Source organism: Ruegeria sp. YTSC192 (genome assembly GCF_059609705.1).
On the sequence record NZ_JBXWMG010000004.1, the window covers coordinates 77,936 to 102,969 of the forward strand.

Consider the following 25,034-nt stretch of genomic DNA (forward strand, 5'->3'; position numbering starts at 1 on the left):
GATGTACGGAGCGTGAATCAGATGAGCATCGTCCCCATCACATCCCCCGATCTGAATGCGGCCGAAGTTTCCTGGTTTGCCGCGCTGTGTTCCGATGACTACCAATTCCTTGGCGTGCCCGATGGCGACCTGCGGTCGAGTTGGGAGCATTGTTCCGGCATCGTGAAAGAGGCCGAAGCGCAGGGGTTCCGCAACATCCTCTGCCCGTCCTCCTATCAGGTCGGTCAGGACACGCTGAGTTTTGTCGCGGGATGCGCCCCAATCACCGACCGGATCAACCTGCTGGCCGCTGTGCGTTGTGGTGAGATGCAACCGATCATGCTGGCCCGCACCATTGCAACGCTGGATCACATGCTGAAGGGGCGGTTGACGGTCAACATCATTTCCTCCGACTTCCCCGGTGAAAAAGCCGACAGCGCGTTCCGCTATCAGCGCTCGCGCGAAGTGGTAGAGATTCTGAAACAGGCTTGGACGCAGGATGAGATCAATCACGCAGGTGAGGTCTATAACTTCTCAGGCCTGACCACTGACCCGGCCAAGCCATTCCAGGTTGGAGGGCCGCTGCTCTATTTCGGCGGTTATTCTCCCTCTGCGCTGGACCTCTGTGGCGAACATTGTGACGTCTACCTGATGTGGCCCGAAACCAAGGACCAACTTGCCGAACGCATGAAGGCCGTTCATGCGGTTGCCGAGAACTACAATCGCACGCTGGACTATGGCCTGCGCGTCCACATGATCGTCCGCGATACCGAGGCCGAGGCGCAGGAGTATGCAGACTACATCGTCTCGAAACTGGACGATGAATATGGTCGTGCAATCCGGGAACGGGCGCTGGATTCGACCTCTCTCGGCGTGGCGCATCAAGCCAAGAACCGTGATCTGGCGGATGAATATGGCTATGTCGAACCCGGTCTCTGGACCGGTGTTGGGCGCGCGCGTTCGGGCTGTGGCGCAGCGCTTGTCGGTTCGACCGATCAGGTTATGAGCAAGATTGAAGAATACCAAAAGATGGGCATCCGCGCCTTCATCTTTTCGGGCTATCCGCACATGGATGAAGCCAAACATTTCGGCGCCCGCGTGCTGCCCAACCTGAAAACCTGTTCGCTGCCCGAAGCTTATGGGCGCGTGCCTGCAACTACCCCGGCAACACCGCTGGGCAACGGAGTTCGTCGCTGATGCAACGTGTGAAACTTTCTGACTCGCTGGAAATGAGCCGCATTGTCTATGGCATGTGGCGCTTGGGCGACGACACAGACACATCGGCGGCTCATGTCGAAGCCAAGATCCAGGCCTGTCTGGATCAGGGTATCACCACATTCGATCAGGCTGACATCTATGGGGGCTACGCGGCCGAGGCGGTGCTGGGCACGGCCCTGCGCATCAACCCAAGCCTGCGCCAGAAGATGGAGATCGTCACCAAATGTGACATCGTCGCTCCGGTTGGCCGCTACGCGGATGCGAAGGTGAAATACTACGACACCTCGCGCGCTCATATTCTGAAATCGGTCGACACGTCGCTGTCCGAAATGGCGATTGACCATATTGATCTGCTTCTGATCCACCGTCCCGACCCCATGATGGACCACCATGAGACCGGAGCGGCTCTGGACGAGGTCGTCGCCGGTGGCAAGGTCGGCGCGGTCGGCGTGTCGAACTTCCGGCCTTGGGATTGGTCACTGCTGCAATCGGCGATGAAGACCCAACTGGTCACCAACCAGATCGAGGTGTCTCTGGGTGAGATCAGCCCTTTCACCAATGGCGACCTGGCATTTCACCAGCAACATGGCCATCCACTGATGGCTTGGTCACCGCTGGGTGGAGGCTTGTTGATGGCCGGAAACCCGCCGGTGGGCGTTGTCGCGGATGAAATCGCAGCCGAGTTCGGCGTGGATCGCGCCGCGGTTGCCGTGGCCTTCTTGTTGGCGCATCCGGCCAACATCCTGCCAGTTCTAGGCACCAACAATCTGGACCGGATCAAACGTGCCTCGGACGCGCTGAAAGTCAAACTGGATCGTGAAAGCTGGTACCGCCTCTATGAGGCGGCGCTGGGCCATGAGGTGCCATGATGAACGCAATCTCAAAGGACATGACCCACACTTTCGTTCCGCAAAAGGACGACACCCGCACCCTACGCGACGCCTTCGGCCGCTTTGCCACGGGCGTCACCATCGTCACCTGCGACAGCGCGGATGGCCCGGTCTGCATTACGGCCAATAGCTTTTCGTCCCTGTCGCTGGACCCCGCCCTGATCATGTGGGCGGGTGACCGCAACTCGCGCCGCTTCCCCTATTTTCACAAAGCCCGCCATTTCAGCGTGCATGTGCTGTCCTCGGAACAGGCCGAGCTTTGCTTTGGCTGCTCGAAAGACGCTTTTGCGCTGCGCGACATTGCGCATGAGCGGTGTGAAAACGGGACACCGATCCTACCGGACTGCCTGGCGCGGTTCGAATGCGAACAACACGCGTATCACGATGCGGGCGATCACGTTATTGTGGTGGGAAAGGTACTTAAGGCCAGCATGGCGGACGGAGACGCGCTGACCTTTTATGCCGGGAAACTCGGCCAATTCGCGCAGCACTAAGCGCGATTTGACGACCGTGGGACATACCCGCGGCTGAACAAGGGAGGATCCGCATGGGCGGACTGGCATCGGTGCTTGCGCCGATTGCATTCGTGAACGAAGCCGCGCTGCGTCTGGGCCGCGCGGTTGGTGTCGTTGCGATTGCACTCATGGTGATCGCAATCCTAATCCAAGTGTTCTTCCGATACGTTTTAGGAAATGCTTTGCCATGGCCGGATGAGGCCGCGCGGTTTTGCATGTTGTGGATGACAGGCCTTATGGCCCCCACCGCGTTCCGGCGAGGCGGCTTTGTGGCCATCGACATGCTGGAACGCTTTCTGCCGCGCGTAATCGGCCAAACGCTGAACCTGTTCCTGCTGCTGATTTCGCTCGCGGTCCTGTTGGTTGCGGTCAATATCGGCTGGTCCGAGGTCACTGGATTCGGCGGCAGATTCGCCACGGCTGCCCTGTACCTGCCCACCACGTTCGGGTTCGATGAATGGTACCGCATCCCGCGCAGTTGGATGATGGCCTCGTTGCTGGTGGGGATCATTCTGTTGATTTCGGTGAATATCGAGCTGATCCTGCGATCCTTCATAACTCTGCTCGGCGGGGGCCACCTGTTGCCTGAAATTCCTGACGCGGCAGTGGGGGCCGAATAGATGCTGATCTGGTTCCTACCCACCTTCCTGATTTTCCTGCTGATTGGCCTGCCGGTCTTTTTCGCCCTTCTGGCCGCGCCCGGTATCCTGCTGTGGCTGAACGGTCAGGCCAACGACATCACGCTGCTCTATCGCAATGTCTATAACGGCATGGACAGCTTTCCCCTGATGGCGATTCCCTTCTTCATGCTGGCCGGAGAGTTGATGAATCGCGGTGGCATCACTATCCGCTTGGTCGAATTCAGTCAGGCCCTGATGGGCCACCTGCGCGGTGGTCTGGCGCATGTGAACGTGCTGAGCTCGATACTCTTCGCGGGCCTCTCGGGGTCCGCTGTGGCGGACACCTCGGCGCTTGGATCGATGCTGATCCCGGCGATGGAGAAACAGGGCTATACCCGCAAATTCGCTGCCGCGATTACAGCGGCGAGTTCAGTCATTGGTCCAATCATCCCGCCCTCAGGCATCATGATCATCTACGCTTACGTCATGGGTGAAAGCGTCGCCGCCCTGTTCCTTGCGGGCATCGTTCCGGGCGTGATGGTGGGCGTTGGCCTGATGCTGATGATCAAGTTCATGGCCGACCGATATGATTTCCCGGTTGCCAGCCGCAAATACACATGGCCCGAACGACGTCAGGCCAGCCTGAAAGCCTTTTTCCCATTGATGACCCCGGTGATCATTCTGGGCGGCATTCTGGGCGGCATCTTCACACCAACCGAGGCCGCCGCCGTCGCCGTGGGCTACGCCTTCATCATCGGCTTCTTCGTCCTGCGCACACTAACTTGGAAAGAGGTGCCCGAGGTTCTTAGCAACGCAGGGATGACCTCTGCCGTCGTACTGCTGCTGGTTGGCGCCGCGATGGCGTTCAAAACGGTTGTCAGCCTCAGCCATGCGCCGGAACAACTGGCCTCGCTGATTCTCAGCCTGTCGGAAAACCCGCTGATCCTGCTGTTCCTGATCAACCTGCTGCTATTCGTCGTCGGCATGTTTCTGGATGCAGGCCCCGCGATCATCATCCTTGGGCCCATCCTTGGCCCGATCTTCACCAGCCTCGGCGTCGACCCGATCCACTTCGCGATCATCATGAGCGTCAACCTGACCGTCGGCCTCGCCACACCGCCAATGGGCTTGGTGCTGTTCGTGGCCGCCGCCGTATCGCGCGAACGGGTCGAGACCATTGCCAAGGCGATCCTGCCGTTCCTGGCCGTTGAAATCATAGTGATCTTCCTGATCACCTATATCCCCGCACTATCCATGACGATCCCGAGGATAACGGGATTTGCCAACTAACTGAGTTCCACAGGGAGGAAACGCATGCTCAGAGAATTCTTCAAAACCGCAGCGGTGGCCACATCGCTTGTGGCCGCGTCCGCCATGGCTGCCACGGCCGCTGATTACACGCTGCGCGCCACCGCAAACTCGAACGAAAATGACGAAGACTATGACGGTCTGGTCGTCTTCAAGAACTACGTCGAGGCCGCCTCGAACGGCGCGATCGAGGTCGAGTTGTTCATCGGAACGCAGCTGTGTTCGAACGGCGCGGAATGCCTGCAAGGCGTGGCTGATGGCACGATCGACATCTATATCTCCACCTCAGGCGGCGCGTCGGGCATCTTTCCTTACGTGCAGGTTCTGGACTTGCCTTACCTGATGGCCGATGACCGCATTGCCGAGCATGTTCTGTCCGGCGACTTCACCCGCACCATGCGCAACATGGCGCTGGAGGACTCGGGCGGCGCGATCCGTCTGATGACCATTGGCAACACTGGCGGTTGGCGCAACTTCGCCAACACTCAGCGCCGCATTGCCGAGCCCGCCGATATGGAAGGTCTGAAAATCCGCACCGTGGTCGCCGACCTGCCGCAGGAACTGGTCAAAGCGCTGGGCGCTTCTCCGACACCGATCCCATGGCCGGAACTGTTCACCAGCTTCCAGACCGGTGTGGTCGAGGGCTCCAAGAACGGCATCACCGACATCATGGGGATGAAATTCCCCGACGCGGGCCTGCAATATGTCACGCTGGACGGCCACGCCTATATGGGCGCGCTGTGGTGGATGAATAACGCCAAGTTCCAGGAGATGCCTGAGGATATGCGCCGCGTCGTGGTCGACGGTTTCTATGCGCTGCAACAGGCCACCTTTGCCTCGCCCAAGCGCAAGTCGATTCAGGCCTATGAGGATTTCGTTGCAGGTGGCGGAGACCTCTATGTCCTGACGCCAGATCAGAAGGCAGCTTTCAAAGAGGCCGCAACCCCGGTGTATGACTGGTTCCAGTCCAACGTTGCCCGTGGGGACGAAATCTTTGGTGCATTGACCGAAGCGGTTGCTGCGGCTGAGGCCGATGTAAACGCCTCACGGGATGCGGATCTGAAATAAGTACATAGGCCGGGCTTTGCGGCCCGGCCCTCACCGAAACGGGTACATCCACCCTTTGTAGTCGTTGACCAGCACATGCGCCCTTTCGATCTGCTCCGGCGACATTTTCTTGACCACTTCCTCAAGGCTGATCGCCGCGTCGGGGTCGCCGCCAATGGCGCTGAGCGTGTACCACATGTATGCGCGCACCAGATCGGGCGCAGGCATGCCCAGACCCAATTCATAGTACCAGCCAACGCCCGACTGAGCCCCCGGATGCCCTTTCATCGAGGCGCGCAGATACCATTCAAAGGCCCGCTCGTAGTCCTGCTCGACCCCGAGACCCAGCCCGTACATCACGCCGATCAGCTCCTCAGCCTCGGCGTTGCCCGAGCGAGCGGCGGGAAGAAGCTCCTCTCGCGCGGCTTCAAACTGTCCGGCTTCCATCATATCGCGCGCTTGCTCCAGTTCCGCCAGAGCCGGAGACGCAAATATGCAAAGGGCGAAAACAAGCTGACGCATGGGGTGGTTGCTCTCTTCTGGGTTGGGGCTGCTGCGGCGCAGGATTTGCCGCGACCGTTAACCGATGATGACTTTATCTCATTTGATATGGAACAGGCCGCCGTTGGTCATCAACTGTTTTACGACCCGATCCTGTCGGGCAACCAGAACATCTCCTGCGCTCATTGCCACCACCCGGATTTTGGCACTTCGGATGGGTTGTCACTGGGCATAGGAGAAGGCGGGCAGGGGTTGGGACCGGACCGCACACCCGGCACCGGGGCAGACAGAATACGCAAACGCATCCCTCGCAACTCTCCGGGCTTGTGGAACCTTGGGGCGAAGGAAATTCACACCGTCTTTCACGACGGCAGGCTGAGCATTTCGGACGTCTACGGCAACGGCTTCAACTCCCCAGCGCAGGAGTGGCTGCCCGAGGGCTTGAATTCCCTGCTGGCGGCACAGGCTTTGTTTCCCCTGACCTCCCAATTCGAGATGGCGGGCAATGTGGCCGAGAATGAGGTTACAGGCGCGGTGCATGATCGGATAGACAAAGGCTGGCCTATTCTGGCGAAACGCGTCCGCACCGATCCACGCTATGGTCCGGCCATCGTCGCCGCCTTTGATGAAGTCGAGACGACCGAAGACATCACGATCACGCAAATCGCCAACGCTCTGGCCGCTTTCATGGCGATCGAGTGGCGGAGCACCGACAGCCCGTTTGACCACTACCTCGCGGGTGACACGAATGCCCTTTCACCGGCCCAATTGGATGGGATGAAGCTTTTCTACGGCAAAGTCCGCTGCTCAAGCTGCCATGCCGGACCTCTCATGTCAGATCAGAAGTTCCATGCTTTAGGTTTACCGCCCTTTGGGCCGGGCCGCACCCGTCAGTGGGATCCCGTTGTCCGGGATGTTGGCCGCATGGGTGAAAGCAACCGACTAGAGGATGCTTATAGGTTCCGCACCCCTATGTTGCGCAATGTTGCCCTGACTGCGCCTTACGGTCACAATGGCGCTTTCCCCGATCTTGAAAGCGTCGTTCGCCATCATTTAGACCCGCAGGCAAGCCTAGAAAAGTGGAATCCCAAAATGGCTGCATTGCCCGAGGTGCCATGGTTGCAAAAAGCTGACTTCATAGTTTGGGAGGACTACTATGAAATGGAGCGGCAACGCAAAAAGAATGATATTGCACCAATCCAACTCACGGAGTCAGAAATTCAAAATCTGATTGCTTTTTTACATTCGTTGACAGGTATCGGCGTAGATTCATTGAAGTTCGGGGTACCGAAAGGATTTGTTCCTTAGCTAGTCCTAAGGAAGACATTCTGGCGGAATGCTAATGTTGCACTTCGCCTATATCTCAATCGCGTACACCATTTGCAGCGAGGCAAATCTCGGCAGTTAGCTGTTGTGGGACCTACGCATCGGGTTGGGCGGTTGTATCCGAATGGGCCTGGGACGCGTGGAATTCCATTTTGCTGAACGCAGATTTCAAATGACGGTTTTGTGTGAGATCATCTACGCTTTGGCTTCGCGGCTACGGCTAGAGCCCGGTTTGACGGGCCGCATCGCAGCATCGATGGCTATCGCCGGAGGTCGGCTTTGGGCCATGAACCTGCCTATGCAAATACCGTCACAGCCTCTTGTCAAAAACTTGGTAATACCGAGTGGCTTTGTTCAGAATTTGTTGCAAACACGCAAAGCATCGAGAATTGCGGCGTGCATATTGCGGCTGGCGACTGCGTCGCCAATGCGGGCGAGATAGAATTGACCGTTCTGCACGGTGTCGGTGAAAGGGGACGTCCCGTTGATCAGCGCCTTGTGATTGACCTGTCCAAGGTTTTTCGAACCTGGTTTGAGGTCGTGATAAAGATCGTCCATCGGGATCGAGCCATGCTCGACGACCACGTGATCGACAAGACGATCAGTTATGCCACCCGTCAATACATGGCGCAGGCTGGCGTTAACCTTGTTTCCCTCGCGTGTCAGAGTGTGGAGTTCCTGAAGGCCGGTGAAGTTGACCCCATTGGCGGCCAGATCACGTAAGGCCACTGCAGAAGTCGTTGGACCAAGATCATGCAGAAACGCCCGGTCCAGAGTCACAAGCTCGACGCTGCAGCCGGCGCCCGCCAGCGTGTCGGCAGTGACCGCGGCGGGGTGGTCGCCGACCTCGTCGAACAAAAGCACGTCTCCCGAGATACGCGCCTCCCCGGACAATACCTCCCAGCTGGCGATCGCCAGATCGCCGCCGGGAATGGACGGGGGCTTTGGCCAGCCGCCAGTGGCAATGATGACCAGATCAGGGGCTTCGGAGAGCACGTCACCGGCTTCGGCATAGGCGTTGAGGCGGATGTCGACCCCAAGTGTTTTCACTTCGGAAATCAGCCAGTCAGCAACGCCCCAGACCTGCCTGCGCGTCGTGCCCTTGGAGGCCAGAACAAGCTGCCCCCCCAGCCGATCTGACGCCTCGAATAGAACAACATTGTGACCTCGCAGGGCACTTGTCCGCGCAGCCTCCAACCCGCCGGGTCCGCCGCCGACGACAACGACCTTCTTGCGGGTGCCGCTGGGCGCGATGACATGGGGCAATGTCTGTTCCCGCCCGGTGGCGGCGTTGTGACCGCACACGGCAGGCTTGCCCTGATTGACCCGGTCCACGCAATAGCCCAGGCCGACGCAGGGGCGGATGCGTTCCTCTACCCCGCGTGCAAGTTTGCTCACCAGATATGGATCGGCCATCTGGGCGCGGGTCATGCCCACCAGATCGACATGACCGCCGGAAACCGCGTGGCGGGCTGTTGCAATGTCGGCGATGCCGCCTGCATGCAGGATCGGCAGTTTGACGGCCTCACGGATACGCCCGGCCACAGTGATATGCGGGGCGGCGGGCAGGCCCATGGGGCGCACCCATTCGGCAAGACCAAGGTCATCGTAGGGTGCCCCAGCCAGGATGTTGAGCAGATCGACCTGGCCCGTGTCCTCCAGCAGCCGGGCGGCGGCGACGCAATCATCTGCGCTCAGGCCACCCTCAGTCAGCTCATCGCCGGTGATGCGTATGGACAGGATGAATTCTGGGCCGACCTCCGCGCGCACGGCGTCAAGCGCCTGCAGGGTCAGACGCATGCGGTTCTCCAACGTTCCACCATAGTCATCGTCGCGCTGGTTGGTCAGCGGCGACAGAAACTGGCCCAGCAAATGCGAGTGTGACAGGATTTCGATCCCGTCGAACCCGCCCTGCTGACAGCGGCGCGCTGCGGCGGCAAAATCTTCAATAACCCGGTCGATGTCCTCTTGTTCCATCACTTTGGGAAAGGCGCGGTGGGCGCGCTCGCGCACGCCGGAGGGCGCCAATACCGGCAGCCAATTGCCATCATCCCAAGCGGTCCGGCGCCCCATATGGGTGATTTGGCACAAGACAGCGGCGCCGTGCGCCTGAACGCCATCCGTGAGTTTCCGAAACCACGGAATGATACTGTCGTCGCCCGCATAAAGCTGGCCAAACACCGAAGGGCTGTCGGGGGCGATATTGGTCGACCCGCCAATCATGGTCAGGGCAACACCACCCTTGGCCTTCTCTTCGTGATACAGCCTGTAGCGGTCTCGCGGATGGCCGTCTTCAACGTAGTTGGGTGCGTGAGAGGTGCTGACGATGCGGTTGCGCAACGTCAGGTGCTTGAGCTGAAACGGATCAAGTAGTTTCACCACGATCAAATCCCTTCGGTCACGATATCTGTTTGAAAGCCGCCCTGGGTCAGGTCCGCTGATCAGCTTCAATGCTTGATGACGCTCTTTCCGAAAATATGCTACTTGGCAAGTATGGGTGAGAGTTCACTGCTTCCGACACGAATGCACAAAATGACGACCTGACCAAGAGTCTCGAATGCGGAAAATTCGTTGGGCAATGACGGGTGCCAGACATTCATCGCACGATCCACCAAGGTCAGCTCAGGGCCAAGGGTGTGTAGCCTTAGATTGGAGGTACGGCACGCGCGGTGACCAACTGTCTGGCTGTAACCCTTTCGCGATGTATCATATACAACCCCGCACTGATAATGATGGCAATGCCAAGCAGGCTAAGCGTGTTCGGGAAGTCTTTGAACACAAGATAGCCGAACAAGGTCGCGACCGGCAGCTCAAAGTATTGCAGCGGTGCCAATGTTGCCGAAGGGGCATACGAAAGCGCATAGGTCATCATCATGTGGCTCACCGTCGCGAAAAAGCCAGCGCCCAAAAGCCACAACAACGCGATGTCTGCCGGCCAAACGGGATCAAACAGATCAGAGCCGGAACCTTGCGCAACTATTAGGGGTGGAATGCAAAACAGGCTGGCGATCAGGCCGGTGTGGAATTGCAGGGTCACGGGGTGTACCCGACGCGACAATCCACGTGTCACAAGAATATAGAAAGCGAAGGCAACTGCCGTGCCAAGCGGAAAAATGGCAACTGCGCCGAAAGCCGCGAAACTGGGTTGGATGACGAACAACACCCCGACAAATCCCACAAGCGCTGCGCCGACGCGACGCGGACCGACGTTTTCGCCAAGATAAAACTTGCCGACCAACAAGACGATGAACGGGGCCACAAACACGATTGCCAGCGCATCGGCAAGGGGCATCACCCGGATGGCGGTAATGAAGCAAAACGTTGCGAACACCAAAAGCAATGAGCGGAAAACCAGCGCCATCACCTGATCTTTCGCCACGCGCAATGACAGTCCCATTATCCAGATGAATGGTGCCATCAACGCGCATTGCACCATAAACCGAGCAGCCGTAATCTGCCCAACCGGCACACTTGCCGATGCGAGTTTCGCAGACACATCCAGCAAAGGAGCGGTTAGGCAAAATCCCAGCATCAGTGCAACGCCAACAAGGATGCGATCTGTAGATTGAGGTATGGGATCAGCGGAGGTCATCGCATCATTTATCGATGTCGCCAAATGCGTGTCTGTTCTCAATGCGACGAAAGGCAAAAATCCCGCAATCCACGAGTTCGGGTGGGTGGGTTAGGATTTGCGCTCGCGGCGAATGTCCCCTCTGAGGGGCGCGCCGCAGCGACGTGGAGTATGGGTCAATGACTTCTGTGGGTGGCTCCTGCATTGCAAGTGTTTCCTGGCGATTTTTGCGGTTGTTTTTTCAGTACCGTCGTCTGTCCGGCCTGTATTCCTGTTTCTTTGTCAGCATCGCCCAGATGGCCCGCGCCGCTTTGTTTGCCACTGCAGTTGTCGCCAGTCTGAAGGGCTTGTCGGCGATGGTCTTCGCGGTCCAGAGATCGACCTTTTCGGGCGAACGCTTCGCCATCACTGCACGAGGCGTCATGCCCACGATCAACAGTTTGCGAATGTAGCGAACACCCTGTTTGGTGATTTTGCCAAGACGCTCCTTGCCGCCACTGTATTTGTTGAGCGAGGTCAGCCCCAGCCACACCGCCAGATCGCGCCCTGTGCGGAACTGTTTTGCATCACCAATCGTTGCGACAATCGCAGAGGCGGTGATCGGTCCGATGCCAGGCAGGCGGAAACGGACAGAGGTTTCCAGCTTGGTGCAACGAACCCGCCAATCTTCGAAGGCTTTTGCGTAAGCTTCAGAACCAAGCGTTTCGGACTGAACCCCCGCAGGCATAGACGCCAGCCACACCGCAGCCCATAGAATGCCAATACCACGCATAGCGATCAGCCGGGTTGGCCGATTGGTTTGGCAATGCTGTTCAGAGAGTGCTTGAGAAACATAGCAACCCACCAATGCAAAAAACCGTGGACGCAGCCACTACCTGCTAAGCCAGCAAACCAGACAGTCGGGAATGTTTGGCAATCAAGGTCGATGTGTGCCACTTTTCTCATCGTAAACAGGCCTGAGGAATCCCATCGCAGATGCAGCAGCCAGCACGGCCAACATTTTTTCAAAGGGGCCAACTTTTTTATCTGAAACCTCTTGAACCCTGTCAGCAACAATCGTAGATAGCCGCTCACCGATGGGGTGTAGCCAAGTGGTAAGGCAGCGGTTTTTGGTACCGTGTATCGTAGGTTCGAATCCTACCACCCCAGCCACCATTCTCCGAAAGAGCAACAAAATAAGGGGAATTCCGCCCCTTCAAGCCGACATGTATCCCATGCCTCCGAAGTTGGGATACAATGCGGGATACAAGCTCGTCACTCCAAGCTCGGATTCCGACCCAGGCGACGCGCTCGCGTCGGCCCCTACAGGCTCTCGGCAATACCTTCGCGGCGGCACGGCTCCGCAATGCTGTCCTCGCCCTTCAAACCGTCCAGCACAATCCGGATCTGCTCTTCGGCCGAAAACTGTTTGCATGTGGCACGGCGGATGTCCTTAACAACCTTCTCGCCGCGGCTCTTGCGTGTTCCGGGTTTCTGTCTCATCTCCACTCCCTGGTGGTTGCGATGTGCCAGAAACCCTCTCCTATAAAATCGACCTAAGCTGTCCCATTGGCGCTGACGTCAGACAGAAATTCCCCAGATTCCAACTCATGCCACACCCTAAATCCAATGAAATCAAAGGGCAAAACCTGCCTCGGACACGCCGTGTGTCACAGCCTTCAGAAACTGAGACACAGAGTGTAACACATGCCATTGCGAGCTATGCCCGCAAGCATGCCAACGCGCCCCGTCGAAAACCCAAATGGGCGGATCAAGCCTTGTACTTGATCCAGGTTGTTTTCAACGCAGTATACTTATCAAGCGAGTGCAAAGACAAATCCCTTCCGAAGCCTGATTGTTTCATGCCGCCAAACGGGGTTTGGGCGGACAGCGCGTCGACGGTGTTTACCGAAACGGTTCCCGCCATCAGCTTGTCCGACACGCGGCAGGCGCGCGACAGATTATCGGTCCAGACCGAAGCCGCCAGACCATAGATCGAATCGTTGGCCATGGAAATCGCCTCGTCCTCGCTGTCGAAGGGGATGACCGACAGGACGGGGCCAAAGATTTCATCACGGGCCAGCGGGTTGTCGTGGCTGACGTCATCGAAGATGGTTGGCTGAACAAAACAGCCTTTTCCGTCAATTTTGACTTGCTCGCCGCCGGTAACCAGATTGGCGTTTTTCTTGCCTTCTTCGACAAAACGCATGATGCCCTGGGTTTGCCGATCATTGACGATGGCCCCCATTTTCGAGGCCGGATCCAGCGGATCTCCGGGTTGCATCGCTTCGGCACGCGCGATCAGTTTTTCGACAAAGGCGTTCTTGATCGAGCGTTCGACATAGAGCCGCGAGTTGGCCGAGCAAACCTCACCCTGATTGAAGAAGATACCAAAGGCTGCCATGTCAGCGGCGGTATCCAGATCCTCGCAATCGGCAAAGACCAGATTGGGGCTCTTGCCGCCGGTTTCGGGCCAAACCTGTTTCAGGTTTGACTGACCGGAATACTGCATGAACATTTTGCCGATACCGGTCGAGCCGGTGAAGGCCAGACAATCGACGTCCATATGCAGACCCAGCGCTTTACCTGCGGTCACGCCGTAACCGGGCACCACGTTGAACACACCGTCGGGAATGCCAGCCTCAGCCGCCAATTCGGCCAGACGCAGGGCGGACAGGGGCGATTGCTCGGCGGGTTTCAGCACGAATGAGTTACCTGCAGCCAGTGCTGCGGCGCCTTTCCAGGTGGCCATGTCCAGCGGAAAGTTCCACGGAGTCACCGCGCCGACAACACCCAGAGGCACGCGTTTGACCAGCGCCAGATCGCCGGGTCCGGTCGGGGCGACCTCATCATAAATCTTGTCGATGGCTTCCGCGTACCATTGAAAGAAATGCGCCGAACCGGGCGCGTCCACGGTTGCCGCGTCTGTGACCAGCTTACCCATGTCGAGGCTGTCCAGCAGCGCCATTTCCTCCAGGTTTTCGCGGATCAGATCGGCCAGCTTGAGCATGACAGCCTTACGATCGCCTGGTGCCATGCGCGACCAGCGACCATCTTCAAATGCGGCGCGACCGGCAGCAACGGCACGGTTCACGTCTTCTTCGTCACATTCCGCAACCTGTGCCAAAACGTCGTTGGTTGCGGGATTGATGCAGTCAAATGTCTTACCGGATGCGGCATCGACAAATTTGCCGTCGATGAAAGCCTGGTTGCGGAAGGACAAACCGGCAGCGCGGCTTTTCCAATCTTCGTGTGAATAGTCCAACATGGTGTCTCTCCCTGATTATTCGTCGCCGGGCACGCCGTAAGACGGGGCCTCGCGTGGATCCAATGCGCGCTGGATGTATGCGTCCAACTGGGGTTTATACACGTCCCAGGCGGTTGCGATGTTTTCGATCGGGCAGTCCTCGGTCCAGTCGCAGCGCAGATCGGCAACGGGCCAACTGACCTTGTCGACGATTTTCATGCCTGCCGAATGCACCGGTCCGGCTTCGCCACCGGCGGCCAGAGCGGCCCGCATCGCCGCGATCAGGCGGTCGCCGATATGGCCCGAAGCGGAAAGAAACCCGTCAACGATCGCCTGCGGAACCGTGTCATTGGCCAGCAGGTTGCCGCCGGATGCGACATTCTCGGCCTGCGCCTGCGTCCAGATGCCCAGCGAATTGGGGCCGGAGTGGATTGCGGTACGTCCGAGCGTATCCACAGCCAGAACCTGACGATATTCGATAAAGCGGCCCTGCGCCTTCACCTCTTCCACCGCCTCGGGCGCGGATTTTCCCTGCTCCATCAGATCCAGCGTGAGGGGGCCAAGGCTGGGATCTGTGACGTTTTGGGATGCAACCGCACCAACTCCTGCACGCGCAAAGGAACAGCGCGCGGCAACGGCGGGGGAAGAGGACGAAATTGCCAGGCCAAACATGCCGGTCTCGGCGCATCGGGCAACCAATGAGAATGTCATTCTGGTCTCCTGTAATAACAAATACCGGACCGCGTTTTTTCGGGGAGAGGAGGGTTTGCGCGGCCCGGTCTGTTTGATTGATCAGTCAGACTGATCAATCGGGTATGACAGCGGTGCCGTCAATTTCGACCAGCCAGTCCGGGCGCGCCAGCGCCTGAACCACCAGACCGGTTGAACAAGGATGAACACCTTTGATGTATTCGCCCATGGTGCGATAGACCGCCTCGCGGTGGCGAACATCCGTGATGTAGACTACGACCTTGACCAGATGCTCCATGCTGCCGCCGGCCTCTTCGATCAGCTGCTTGATGTTCTGCATCACTTTGTGGGTCTGTTCGACCGGGTCATGACTTTCGATGTTGACGGCATCATCCAGGTTCTGCGGGCACTGGCCACGCAGATAGACGGTTTTGCCGCCCTGGGTGACAACGGCCTGACACAGGTCATTGTCCAGATTTTGCTCGGGGTAAGTGTCCGAAGTGTTGAATTTGCGAATGCGCGTATGAGCCATTTCGATATCCTGCTTTTCTAGTCTTATTCTGCTGCGGAAGAGATGATCGCCGCTTCGCCTTCGTATTTGGCGTAAGAGCACTGGATCGCGATCTGGTCAGCGATATATTTCGCGTCATGCCATACGCCCCAAAGGAACGAGGAACCACGGCGCGACTGCCAGGGCAGGCCCAGGAAATACACATCAGGTTCAACCGACACGCCACGCTGATGAATAGGCGCGCCACGCTCGTCAAATGCATCCGCCTTGAGCCATTTGTAATCCTGACGGAAACCCGTCGCCCAGATGATCGAGGTCACGCCCTCTTTGGCCAGATCAATACCTGTCAGCGGGTTGACCAGGCTTTCAGGATCATCATGAACCTTGCGGGCTTCGGGTTCCTCGGGCAGGTCGATACCGGTGCGTTCCACATAGGCATCGGCCGCATCCAGAACTTCGATATAGTTCGCATCGCCACCGGCGACATTCGCCTGCAGATCGTCATTGAAGCTCAGAACACCATCCGCGTAGCCTGCGGTCAGACCGGTCAGGGTGACGCCTTCGTTGCCCAGTCGACGGAAATCCATCGTGCGACCACCATAGGCACCACTGACCGAGATGGTCACATGTTCGGTGCCCGGCGCAGGCGCGGCCATGTCCCACAGGCCAAGAACACCCAGCCACCAGACAAAGTCACGCCCACGGTAACGGCGCGGCGGGCGATCATGCGGGCCGACCGACAGGAACACTTTGCGACCGGCGCGGTTCAGCTCATCCGCGATCTGTGCGCCGGACGAACCGGCACCCACGACCATTACAGCGCCTTCAGGCAATTGATCGGGATTTTTGTAGTAGAACGAGTGGATCTGCTCGACACCTGCGGTTTCCGGTACGATCGGCGGAATCACGGGGTGCTGGAACGCGCCGGTTGCCGCAACGATGCGATTGCATTCGATCTCGCCAGCGCTGGTCTTGACCAGAAAGCCACATTTGCCCGGCTGGCGGTTCGCCTCCAGCACTTCGACACCTTCGCGGATCGGTGCTTTGACCATTGCCGCATAATCCACCAGATATTGCGCAAAGCGTTCCTTGGTCACAAACTCATCGGGGTCATTGCCTTCGAACAGCATGTTCGGAAAACGGTCATGCCAGGCAGGGCCATTTGCCACCAATGCGTCCCAGCGACCTGTGCGCCACGCTTCTGCAGTTCGGTTCTTTTCAAGGATGACATGTGGAACATTGTTGTTCCCCAGATGCTCGCTTAGCGCGATACCTGCCTGTCCAGCGCCAACAACCAGCGTGTCCGTTTTTTCGATCGGCATTTATCGGTTCCCTTTTTGTCGTGGTCCGGTCGTTACAACCGGGGAGAGCTTGCGGTCTGATCCGGATTTGACGCATATCAACTGGCCCAAGAGCAGCGGAAAGAGTGTTCGTCCCCAGAAATCGGAACTGATAGATATCCTCGCTGGCAGCGATCCTGCCAAAACAGTGACGCCATAGGTGACGATGTCCATCCGTGCCGGTTCAGCACGCTTCGCGCGTTTCTATGGCAAAGTTCCACAAATCCGATGCGGACGAAATTAATGTCTAGCTTACCCTTAGTTAGGCTTTGGCTAATCCTGGAACCTCGCACCAAATTTTCCGGGTTTACTGAGTTTTCGACAGATACGGCGCGATCAGATAGTACAGTTCCCCCTGCGAAGAGATTTCGCATTTCTTGTACAATTGCTTGCGAATAACTTTCACGGTTTGCGGACTGATTCCCAACGTAAGGCCAATGGAGATCGATGAATGTCCCTGAAGGATCAGAAAGGCAATCTCGGACTGTCGGACGCTCAGGTTGATACCCTTTTCGTTGGATAGTCTCTGACGCAATGTTTCCGAGGGGTGTTCGGGCGCCGCCTCAGACCTGGAACTGAAAGAACGCCAGTTCTTTCGGATCAGCGCATTGGCAATCGGTGCGACCTGTCTTGCCTCTCTGATATCGCGGTTCGAGAATTTATGGCCTGTGGTCGCATCCCGACCAAAACAAGCGGTGATGGAAATCCCCTCGGCGGGGGTTGAGAAAAAGGCCATTTCGTCCACCAGAGTCGTGCGCTGGTAATAGGACTTGTAGTATTCGTTGCGTTGAAACTGATCCGGGGCGATGTCGATCAGGCGGTACAGCCCATCCGGCTGACCCTGTTTGTGCAGCGAATAGAACGGATCCAGCAAATAGACACCATCAGTATAGTGGCTGCTGATGCGTTCAAATACACGCTTTTCGGTTGCTTGGGTCAGAAAGACCTGAGGCGTTTGATCGTTGATAAAGGCGACGATCGTGAAGTTGTCGAATTGCAGGCAGGCGTTCAGCCAGGCCACCAGATGTTGTGCAAACTGTGGGGTATCAAGGGCAAGGACGGTCTGGGCCAGTAGTTCGGGTGTCGGATCGGGTTTCATCACAATCATACCTCTCTGGGGGTATATAGCCCTGAATGGATATAGTGATAGAGTTTTAGCCACAAATAGGGGGTATGTCTTGTCAATGTGCACAAATAAATGTGCCTGGCATTGAAACTGCCCCGCCAGATGTCCAACGGAGGTCCAGCCATGCGTGATCCACGCTATGATATTTTGTTCGAACCGATGAAGATCGGTCCCTTGACGGCCAAAAATCGGTTTTACCAGGTGCCGCACTGCAATGGTGGCGGGTACCGTGACCCATCCGCCGCCGCAGAGATGCGCGGGATCAAGGCCGAGGGTGGCTGGGGTGTGATCTTTACCGAACAGTGCGAGATGCACCACACTTCGGAAATCACGCCGTTCATCGAATTGCGCCTGTGGGAAGACAAGGACATCCCGCAACTGCGCAAAATGTCTGAAAAGATGAAAACGCATGGCGCGCTGGCGGGAATTCAGTTGGCGTATTCGGGCATCAATGGCCCGAACCTGTACACCAAGGAAGTACCTCTGGCGCCGTCCGCGATGCCGATCCGAACCTTCACAAACGATCCGGTGCAGGCGCGTGCGCTGGACAAGCAGGATATCCAGGACCTGCGCCGCTGGTTCGTGAACGCAGCAAAACGGTCGAAAGAGGCGGGGTTTGACCTGATCAACCTGTACGGTGCGCACGGGTTCGGCATCTTCCAACACTTCCTGAGCCGTGCCACCAATCATCGGACGGACGAATATGGCGGCAGCCTGGAAAACCGATCCCGCTTTGCGCAGGAAGTCATCGCCGACATGAAGGACGCGGTGGGTGACACCATGGCTATCGTATTGCGCGCCAGCCTGGATGAAACCATCGGAGAGCTTGGTTTTTCCAATGCCGAGCTGCGTGAATTCATCGAGATGAACAGAAACCTGCCGGACATGTGGGATCTGGCGCAGGGTACGTGGGAAGACTGTTCGGGCCCGTCTCGGTTCAAGGAAGAGGCCGCACAGGAAACTCTGGTCAAAGGTATTCGTGAACTTACCGACAAGCCCGTTGTCGGTGTTGGCCGGTTTACCTCACCAGACGTGATGGCCCGGATGATCAAATCCGGTACGCTGGACATGATCGGATGCGCGCGCCCGTCAATTGCTGACCCGTTCATTCCAAAAAAGATCGACGAAGGCCGGATCGAAGACATCCGCGAATGTATCGGCTGCAACATCTGCATCACCGGCGACATGACGATGTCGATCAGCCGCTGCACGCAGAACCCGACCTTCATGGAAGAATGGCGCAAGGGTTGGCATCCTGAAAAAATGAACGAAAAGGGCGACAGTTCGAACGTTTTGATCGTCGGTTCCGGCCCCGCCGGGCTGGAGGCCGCATGGGCTCTGTGCCGTCGCGGATATGACGTTGCCGTGGCCGAATCCCGGGATGTGATTGGTGGCCGTGTGACCCGCGAACGGGCCCTGCCGGGGCTGAGCGCATGGGGTCGTGTCGTCGACTATCGCGAATATCAGCTCAGCCAGCGCCCGAATGTGGAAATCTATCGCGAAAGCGAACTGGATGCCGACAGCATTCTGGAATTCGGCTTTGAAAACGTGTGTATCGCCACTGGCGCAACATGGCGCGCCGATGGTGTCGCCCGTCAGCACGTCGTGCCGATGCCGATTGCCGATGGCGCCAAGATCTATACTCCGGATGACCTGATGGATGGCACTATCCCGTCCGGCCGTGTCGTGGTTTATGATGACGATCACTATTACATGGGTGGCGTTCTGGCCGAGCTTTTGGCGAAGAACGGCGCGCAGGTGACGCTGGTTACACCGTCGGCCTATGTCAGCGACTGGACCAACAACACGCTGGAGCAGATCGCAATTCACCCTAGACTGGTGAACGCGGGCGTTGAAATCGTCCTCAATCAGGGTGTTTCCGAAATCCATGCGGATCACGTGGTGTCAAACTGCGTTTATACCGACCGCACCTGGAAGATTGAGGCCGACGCCGTGGTTGTTGTCGCATCCCGTGCTGAGAACAACAGTGTCTATCAGGACCTGATAGCCAAAGAGGCTGAATGGGGCGACGCAGGTATCAAGTCGGTCAAGCTGATCGGGGACGCCAATGCTCCGGGTCCGATTGCATGGGCAACCTATGCCGGTCACCGCTATGCACGGGAACTGGATGGCCCGGATATTGGCGACGCTTTGCCATTCCGTCGTGAGATTACTGAACTGGCCGTCGACTAATCTTTGACCAACCGCAGGCGCGGAGCTTGATCAAGTCACTCAGGCTCTGCGCTTCGGACAACGCAAGACCGTCTGCAAGGTGTCTTGATCCCTGCGAACCACCGAGAAGATGGCTTGGCTTTTTTCGAACCAGTGCAAAAAATCTGGTTGTTGAAAACGAAACCCGGGTCAATGATCTGACCTGCACAGGACTACCCGATACGCTTGGAATTTATTCTGCAACGCTGTCGCCTTCTGATTGAGGAGACGAAATCATGGTAGATGCAACTGATCGCGCTTTTGTTGGAAATCACAAATACGGCATGGGCTATGAGCCAACTTATAGTGGCGCAAACAGCCTGTTCCGCAGGCCCTATTCGCGCGACCTTGAAGGCGTCGATTTTGTCGTTTGGGGGGTGCCTTATGACCTGAGCGTCACCAACCGTCCCGGCTGTCGGCTTGGCCCCCGTGGCATTCGCGCTGCGTCAACCAACGTGGCCTGGGACGGTGGGCCGTGGTTTTGGGATTTCGATCCGTTCGAAAAGTTCCGGATGGTGGATTACGGCGATTGCTCGTTTGATCCCGGTTTCCCGTTGGAAATTCACGACAAGATATATCAGGAAGCCAAGGGTATTTTGGAATCGAACGCTTTTCTGCTGACCATGGGCGGGGATCATTCCATCACCGCACCAATTCTGAAAGCGCAGGCCGAGCGCCACGGACCGATCTCTCTGATCCAGATTGATGCGCATTCTGACACTTGGGAAGAAGAACCCCGACGGTTCGACCATGGGTCGATGTTCTATCACGCCGCGAAAGCGGGCATTGTCGACGCTGAGCATTCCATTCAGGCGGGACTGCGGACCTTCAATGCGAAATCTCATGGGTATACCCGTCTGACTGCCGAGTTCGTGCATGAAAACGGCATTGATGCGACCGTGGCAAAGATCAAGGAAGTTGTGGGCGACCGTCCAGCCTATCTGACCTTTGACATCGACGCACTGGACCCTGCCTTTGCGCCGGGCACCGGTACGCCTGTGTGTGGCGGACTGACCACTTGGCAGGCGATTTCGCTTATTCGCAAGCTGGGTGGCGTGAACCTGATTGGCGCGGATCTGGTCGAAGTTTCACCGCCTTTTGACAACGCCGAAATCACCGCGTTGGCCGGGGCGACGCTCTTGCTTGAGATGATCTGTCTGCTTGCTTCGCAGAAATGAGGGTGCGAAAGGGCAGGCCCCACCAGCGGCGCGCAAGGCAGAAAGCAGAGGGAACCGGAGTTTCGGGCAGGTCTTCAGCGTCTTTATAGTATATCGGGTTTGGTTTCCTGCGGATCACTTATCCTGACGAAAAGCAATGCTCGACTTGGCAATAACCCTCACGAAACTCGGGGCGTTGGAAAAACCTGCGCACCCGGTTCGCGGGTGACTGCACATGCGGTCAGAACGACGGTGGCGTGCAGGCGCTGATGATGACGCATTTTTGCGGCCCCACGGCGCGAAACCGGTGGGGCATATTGCTGTTGAACAGGTAGGCGTCGCCGGGGCCAAGGATCTTGCGCTTGTCGCCCACTGTCACTTCGACACGGCCGGATACGACAATCCCACCTTCTTCACCTTCATGCTGATAACTGCGCAGACCGGTATCGGCGTTGGGCTCATAGGTTTCATGCAGAATTTGCAGGGCGTGACCATAAAGGTTGCCTCCGACCTGACGCAGGGACAGTTTTCCCTTACCGATTTCAGTAAGTTCCTCTGCTGCGAAAAACACGTCCCGTTCAGGATCGGGTTCAAAGGCAAAGAACTCGGACAATCCTATCGGAATGCCATCCAGCAAACGCTTGAGCGAGCTGACCGAGGGGCTGGTTCGCCCGGATTCGATCTGTGAAATCGTCGAATTGGGCACATCTGTTGCCTTGGCCAGCGCCCGTTGGGACAACCCCGCACGCTCACGCAGATACCGCAGGCGCGCGCCTATTTCGAAATTGGTATCTTCTTTGTTCGAAGTGTTCATAATTTCGTACGATATCACGCAACATATATATAAAACAATGGTTTAAAAAAAGCAGCGAAAAGGCTTTTCAAACAACATCATGAAACATAATGTTTGTCGATTTCATTTCACCCGAGTCACGATGACCGGCATTCGAGAGGACACGAGATGAAGAACGCAGAGATTGCAGAACGTCGTAACGACGCCATCGCACGCGGTGTTGGCATGATGACACAGATCTATGTGGATCGGGCCGAAAACGCCGAGGTATGGGATGTCGAAGGCAACCGTTACATCGACTTTGCCGCCGGTATCGCCGTGGTCAACACGGGCCACCGTCACCCCAAGGTCATGGCCGCCGTAGAAAAGCAGCTGAACAGCTTTACCCATACCTGCCATCAGGTGATGCCCTATGAAAATTATATCCGTCTGGGCGAGCGTCTGAACGCAGCTGTTCCGGGTGATTTTGAAAAGAAGACCCTTTTTGTCACCACCGGTGCCGAAGCGGTTGAAAACGCTATCAAGGTCGCTCGCGCGGCGACCGGTCGTCAGGCTGTCATCGCGTTTGGTGGCGGTTTCCATGGTCGCACGTTCATGGGTATGTCGCTGACCGGCAAGGTCCAGCCCTACAAGGCTGGTTTTGGCACCATGATGCCCGATGTGTTCCATGTGCCTTTCCCGATTGATCTGCACGGTGTCAGTGTCGACGATGCCAAGGCGGCGATCACCCAGCTGTTCAAGGCAGATCTGGACCCGGGTCGTGTTGCCGCCATCATTCTGGAGCCGGTTCAGGGCGAAGGCGGGTTCTATCAGGCCCCTGCCGAGCTGATGCGCGCGGTACGTGACGTTTGTGATGAACATGGCATCGTAATGATTGCTGACGAAGTTCAGACTGGCTTTGCACGGACCGGCAAACTTTTTGCGATGGAGCACTATGACGTTGCGGCCGACCTGACCACGATGGCCAAGGGTCTGGCTGGTGGTCTGCCTTTGGCCGCCGTCACTGGCCGTGCCGATCTGATGGACGCCGCCAATCCCGGCGGTCTGGGCGGTACTTATGCGGGCAACCCGCTGGGCATCGCTGCGGCCAATGCCGTGATGGATGTGATCGAAGAAGAAGATCTGTGTAACCGCGCCAACGAGCTGGGTTCGCGCCTGAAACAACGCCTCGAGGCGATCCGGTCCACCACACCGGAAATGGTGGATGTTCGTGGCCCGGGCTTTATGATTGCGGCAGAATTCAACACTGCAGACGGTTCGGCACCAGATGCTGATTTCGCCAACCGTGTGCGCGCCGAAGGTCTTAAGCGCAATCTTGTGCTGCTGACTTGTGGCACCTACGGCAACGTCGTGCGCTTTCTAGCGCCGATCACCATCCAGGACGAGGTTCTGGCCGAAGCGCTGGATCTGCTCGAGCAGTCGATCAAAGCCGCGAAAGGAGCATGAGATGCTGGATGTAACCGCGAAGACTCTGGGCTTGTCGGACCCGTCGCTGTTAGAGGGGCGGGCCTATATCAATGGCGAATGGCGCGACAGTGAGGCCCGGTTTGACGTGACCAACCCGGCGACGGGCGAGGTCATCGCGCAGGTCACCGATACCACCGTTGCCGATGTGCAGCAGGCCATCGACGGCGCTTATGAGGCGCAAAAAGGCTGGGCGGCGAAGACCGGCAAGGAACGCGCGCAGATCCTGCGCAAATGGTTCGATCTGATGATGGCGGCGCAGGACGACCTGGGCACCATCCTGTGTGCCGAAATGGGTAAACCGCTGGCCGAGGCCAAGGGCGAGATCGCTTATGGCGCCTCGTTCATCGAATGGTTCGGGGAAGAGGCCAAGCGGGTCTATGGTGATACCATTCCGGGCCACCAGCCGGACAAGCGCATCGTGGTGCTGAAGCAGCCGGTGGGTGTCGTGGGTGCAATCACGCCGTGGAACTTTCCCAATGCGATGATCGCGCGCAAGGTTGCGCCGGCGCTGGCTGCGGGTTGTTCCTTTGTCGTGCGCCCGGCGGAACTGACACCGCTGTCGGCTATTGCAATGGCGGTGCTGGCCGAGCGCGCTGGCGTGCCTGCCGGTGTGTTCAGCGTGGTGCCGAACTCGAACGCGTCGGGTACGGGCCAAGAGATGTGCGCCAACCCGAAAGTGGCCAAGATCACCTTTACCGGCTCGACCCGGGTGGGCCAGATCCTGATGCGTCAGGGTGCGGACACCATCAAGAAGATGAGCCTGGAACTGGGTGGCAACGCGCCGTTCCTGGTGTTCGACGATGCCGATCTGGATGCAGCGGTCGAAGGCGCGATGATCGCCAAGTTCCGCAACAACGGTCAGACCTGTGTCTGCGCCAACCGCATCTACGTGCAGGCGGGTGTCTATGACGCCTTTGCCGAAAAACTGGCTGCGGCGATCAACAAACTGGTGCCGGGCGACGGCATGAAAGAGGGCATCACAACCGGCCCGCTGATCAATCAGGCCGCCGTCGACAAGGTCGAGGATCATCTGGCCGACGCAACTGCCAAGGGCGCGCGCATCCTGACCGGCGGCAAGCGGCTGGAGGGGACGTTCTTTGAACCCACCCTGTTGGCGGATGTGCCCGCCAGTGCCAAAGTCTCGCACGAGGAAACCTTTGGCCCCGTCGCACCGCTGATCCGGTTCGAGACCGAGGAAGAGGTAATCGCGCTGGCCAATGACAGCGAGTTCGGTCTGGCGGGGTATTTCTATGCCAATGACCTGGCCCGCGTCTGGCGCGTGGCCGAAGCACTGGAGACCGGCATGGTCGGCATCAACACCGGCCTGATCTCGACCGAGGTGGCGCCTTTTGGCGGGGTCAAGCAATCCGGTCTGGGCCGCGAAGGCTCGAAATACGGCATGGATGACTACCTCGAGCTGAAATACCTCTGCATCGGCGGCGTCAGCTGATCGACAAGACCATGTGCAGGCCGATGAATTTGGTCATCGGCCTGCACATCACCCTGTCGACTTATGGTTTCCAACGATCTGGTTTGCC

General features: G+C 57.7%; 20 protein-coding genes, 1 tRNA gene and 2 pseudogenes. 12 read left to right on the forward strand and 11 right to left on the reverse strand.

Features of this window, described 5'->3' with window-relative positions; genetic code table 11:
* The first annotated feature begins 21 nt into the window (after positions 1-21).
* From AC2FD8_RS07475 to AC2FD8_RS07500, 6 genes are read left to right on the forward strand one after another with little or no spacing between them, the layout of a single operon-like run.
* On the forward strand, positions 22-1,176 hold the full coding sequence (locus AC2FD8_RS07475; protein ID WP_496855274.1) for an LLM class flavin-dependent oxidoreductase: 1,155 nt from the start codon (positions 22-24) through the stop codon (positions 1,174-1,176).
* On the forward strand, positions 1,176-2,066 hold the full coding sequence (locus AC2FD8_RS07480) for an aldo/keto reductase (protein ID WP_496855272.1): 891 nt from the start codon (positions 1,176-1,178) through the stop codon (positions 2,064-2,066). Before AC2FD8_RS07475 ends, AC2FD8_RS07480 begins: the two co-directional genes overlap by 1 nt.
* The gene (locus tag AC2FD8_RS07485; protein WP_496855270.1) at positions 2,066-2,581 is read left to right on the forward strand and encodes a flavin reductase family protein; all 516 of its coding nucleotides are present in this window, start codon (positions 2,066-2,068) and stop codon (positions 2,579-2,581) included. The genes AC2FD8_RS07480 and AC2FD8_RS07485 overlap by 1 nt, the downstream gene beginning before the upstream one ends.
* A gap of 53 nt (positions 2,582-2,634) precedes the next feature.
* Positions 2,635-3,222 carry a TRAP transporter small permease gene (locus AC2FD8_RS07490; protein WP_496855269.1) on the forward strand — a complete coding sequence of 196 codons (588 nt, stop codon included), beginning with the start codon at positions 2,635-2,637 and terminating at the stop codon, positions 3,220-3,222.
* A complete protein-coding gene (locus AC2FD8_RS07495; protein ID WP_496855267.1) occupies positions 3,223-4,512 on the forward strand; it encodes a TRAP transporter large permease in 1,290 nt (429 codons plus the stop codon).
* A 24-nt stretch (positions 4,513-4,536) separates the two neighbouring features.
* Positions 4,537-5,598: a TRAP transporter substrate-binding protein gene (locus AC2FD8_RS07500; RefSeq protein ID WP_496855265.1), complete on the forward strand. Its 1,062-nt coding sequence runs from the start codon at positions 4,537-4,539 to the stop codon at positions 5,596-5,598.
* Between the two features lie 30 nt (positions 5,599-5,628).
* Here AC2FD8_RS07500 and AC2FD8_RS07505 read toward each other — a convergent pair whose 3' ends face one another.
* On the reverse strand, positions 5,629-6,099 hold the full coding sequence (locus AC2FD8_RS07505; protein ID WP_170478075.1) for a tetratricopeptide repeat protein: 471 nt from the start codon (positions 6,097-6,099) through the stop codon (positions 5,629-5,631).
* Positions 6,100-6,186: 87 nt separating this feature from the next.
* Between AC2FD8_RS07505 and AC2FD8_RS07510 the strand changes: the two genes are divergently transcribed.
* Complete coding sequence (locus AC2FD8_RS07510) at positions 6,187-7,386, forward strand: cytochrome-c peroxidase (protein WP_496855381.1); 1,200 nt, start codon at positions 6,187-6,189, stop codon at positions 7,384-7,386.
* Between the two features lie 372 nt (positions 7,387-7,758).
* Here AC2FD8_RS07510 and AC2FD8_RS07515 read toward each other — a convergent pair whose 3' ends face one another.
* The 3 genes and pseudogenes from AC2FD8_RS07515 to AC2FD8_RS07525 all read right to left on the reverse strand — a co-directional run.
* Positions 7,759-9,786, reverse strand: a complete 2,028-nt coding sequence (locus AC2FD8_RS07515; protein ID WP_496855263.1) for an oxidoreductase — start codon at positions 9,784-9,786, stop codon at positions 7,759-7,761.
* A gap of 262 nt (positions 9,787-10,048) precedes the next feature.
* Entirely contained in the window at positions 10,049-10,996 is a 948-nt protein-coding gene (locus AC2FD8_RS07520) for a DMT family transporter (RefSeq protein WP_496855379.1), read from the reverse strand.
* Positions 10,997-11,216: 220 nt separating this feature from the next.
* A pseudogene (locus AC2FD8_RS07525) lies at positions 11,217-11,597 on the reverse strand (transposase); the annotation flags it as partial.
* 455 nt (positions 11,598-12,052) lie between these two features.
* Between AC2FD8_RS07525 and AC2FD8_RS07530 the strand changes: the two are divergent.
* Positions 12,053-12,127 (forward strand) — tRNA-Gln (locus tag AC2FD8_RS07530).
* A gap of 153 nt (positions 12,128-12,280) precedes the next feature.
* Here AC2FD8_RS07530 and AC2FD8_RS07535 read toward each other — a convergent pair.
* The 6 genes and pseudogenes from AC2FD8_RS07535 to AC2FD8_RS07560 all read right to left on the reverse strand — a co-directional run.
* Positions 12,281-12,457: pseudogene (locus AC2FD8_RS07535) on the reverse strand (IS3 family transposase); the annotation flags it as partial.
* A 268-nt stretch (positions 12,458-12,725) separates the two neighbouring features.
* Positions 12,726-14,222 carry an aldehyde dehydrogenase gene (locus tag AC2FD8_RS07540; RefSeq protein WP_496855261.1) on the reverse strand — a complete coding sequence of 499 codons (1,497 nt, stop codon included), beginning with the start codon at positions 14,220-14,222 and terminating at the stop codon, positions 12,726-12,728.
* A gap of 15 nt (positions 14,223-14,237) precedes the next feature.
* Positions 14,238-14,912, reverse strand: coding sequence for a DUF1028 domain-containing protein (locus AC2FD8_RS07545; protein ID WP_496855259.1), 675 nt, complete (start codon positions 14,910-14,912; stop codon positions 14,238-14,240).
* Between the two features lie 94 nt (positions 14,913-15,006).
* A complete protein-coding gene (locus tag AC2FD8_RS07550) occupies positions 15,007-15,423 on the reverse strand; it encodes a RidA family protein (RefSeq protein WP_496855257.1) in 417 nt (138 codons plus the stop codon).
* A gap of 23 nt (positions 15,424-15,446) precedes the next feature.
* On the reverse strand, positions 15,447-16,724 hold the full coding sequence (locus AC2FD8_RS07555) for a flavin-containing monooxygenase (protein ID WP_496855256.1): 1,278 nt from the start codon (positions 16,722-16,724) through the stop codon (positions 15,447-15,449).
* Between the two features lie 325 nt (positions 16,725-17,049).
* Positions 17,050-17,841: a helix-turn-helix transcriptional regulator gene (locus AC2FD8_RS07560; protein WP_496855254.1), complete on the reverse strand. Its 792-nt coding sequence runs from the start codon at positions 17,839-17,841 to the stop codon at positions 17,050-17,052.
* A 150-nt stretch (positions 17,842-17,991) separates the two neighbouring features.
* Between AC2FD8_RS07560 and AC2FD8_RS07565 the strand changes: the two genes are divergently transcribed.
* On the forward strand, positions 17,992-20,061 hold the full coding sequence (locus tag AC2FD8_RS07565; protein WP_496855252.1) for an oxidoreductase: 2,070 nt from the start codon (positions 17,992-17,994) through the stop codon (positions 20,059-20,061).
* A gap of 254 nt (positions 20,062-20,315) precedes the next feature.
* Positions 20,316-21,257, forward strand: a complete 942-nt coding sequence (gene speB, locus AC2FD8_RS07570; protein ID WP_496855250.1) for an agmatinase — start codon at positions 20,316-20,318, stop codon at positions 21,255-21,257.
* A gap of 220 nt (positions 21,258-21,477) precedes the next feature.
* On the opposite strand, the gene AC2FD8_RS07575 is transcribed toward speB, so the two are convergent.
* Positions 21,478-22,050, reverse strand: coding sequence for a cupin domain-containing protein (locus tag AC2FD8_RS07575; protein WP_496855248.1), 573 nt, complete (start codon positions 22,048-22,050; stop codon positions 21,478-21,480).
* A gap of 147 nt (positions 22,051-22,197) precedes the next feature.
* Between AC2FD8_RS07575 and AC2FD8_RS07580 the strand changes: the two genes are divergently transcribed.
* Both AC2FD8_RS07580 and AC2FD8_RS07585 read left to right on the forward strand, forming a co-directional pair.
* Positions 22,198-23,475 (forward strand): 4-aminobutyrate--2-oxoglutarate transaminase, encoded by a 1,278-nt coding sequence (locus AC2FD8_RS07580; protein ID WP_496855247.1) that lies wholly within the window; start codon positions 22,198-22,200, stop codon positions 23,473-23,475.
* 1 nt (position 23,476) lies between these two features.
* Entirely contained in the window at positions 23,477-24,946 is a 1,470-nt protein-coding gene (locus tag AC2FD8_RS07585) for an NAD-dependent succinate-semialdehyde dehydrogenase (RefSeq protein WP_496855245.1), read from the forward strand.
* Positions 24,947-25,034 lie beyond the last annotated feature (88 nt).